Raw genomic sequence first — 206 nt, 5'->3', positions numbered from 1 at the left:
TTTGCAGATTACGGCTGCTGTCATCCAGAATCCCGACTACCTCTTTTTGCTCCGGCGTTAACGGGCCAACGACCTGATCGGCTAACAATTCGGTACCTTCGCGCATGCTCGCAAGCGGTGTTTTCAGCTCATGGGAAAGATGGCGTAAAAACTGATGCCGTTGCGACTCAAGCCAGGAGAGACGTTCACTCAACCAGATAATGCGC

The 206-nt window shown here is 52.4% G+C and carries 1 protein-coding gene; it reads right to left on the bottom strand.

All coding sequences use genetic code 11. From position 1 onward, the window contains the following. The coding region (locus FDX22_RS31310) for a histidine kinase dimerization/phospho-acceptor domain-containing protein (protein ID WP_370317480.1) at positions 1–206 on the bottom strand (206 nt) is incomplete at both ends.

This window comes from Citrobacter sp. TBCS-14, from assembly GCF_005280805.1.
In the GTDB taxonomy this organism is placed as follows: domain Bacteria; phylum Pseudomonadota; class Gammaproteobacteria; order Enterobacterales; family Enterobacteriaceae; genus Citrobacter; species Citrobacter gillenii.
Note: the sequence above shows the minus strand (reverse complement) of the source record. Positions and strands in the feature narration are given on the sequence as shown.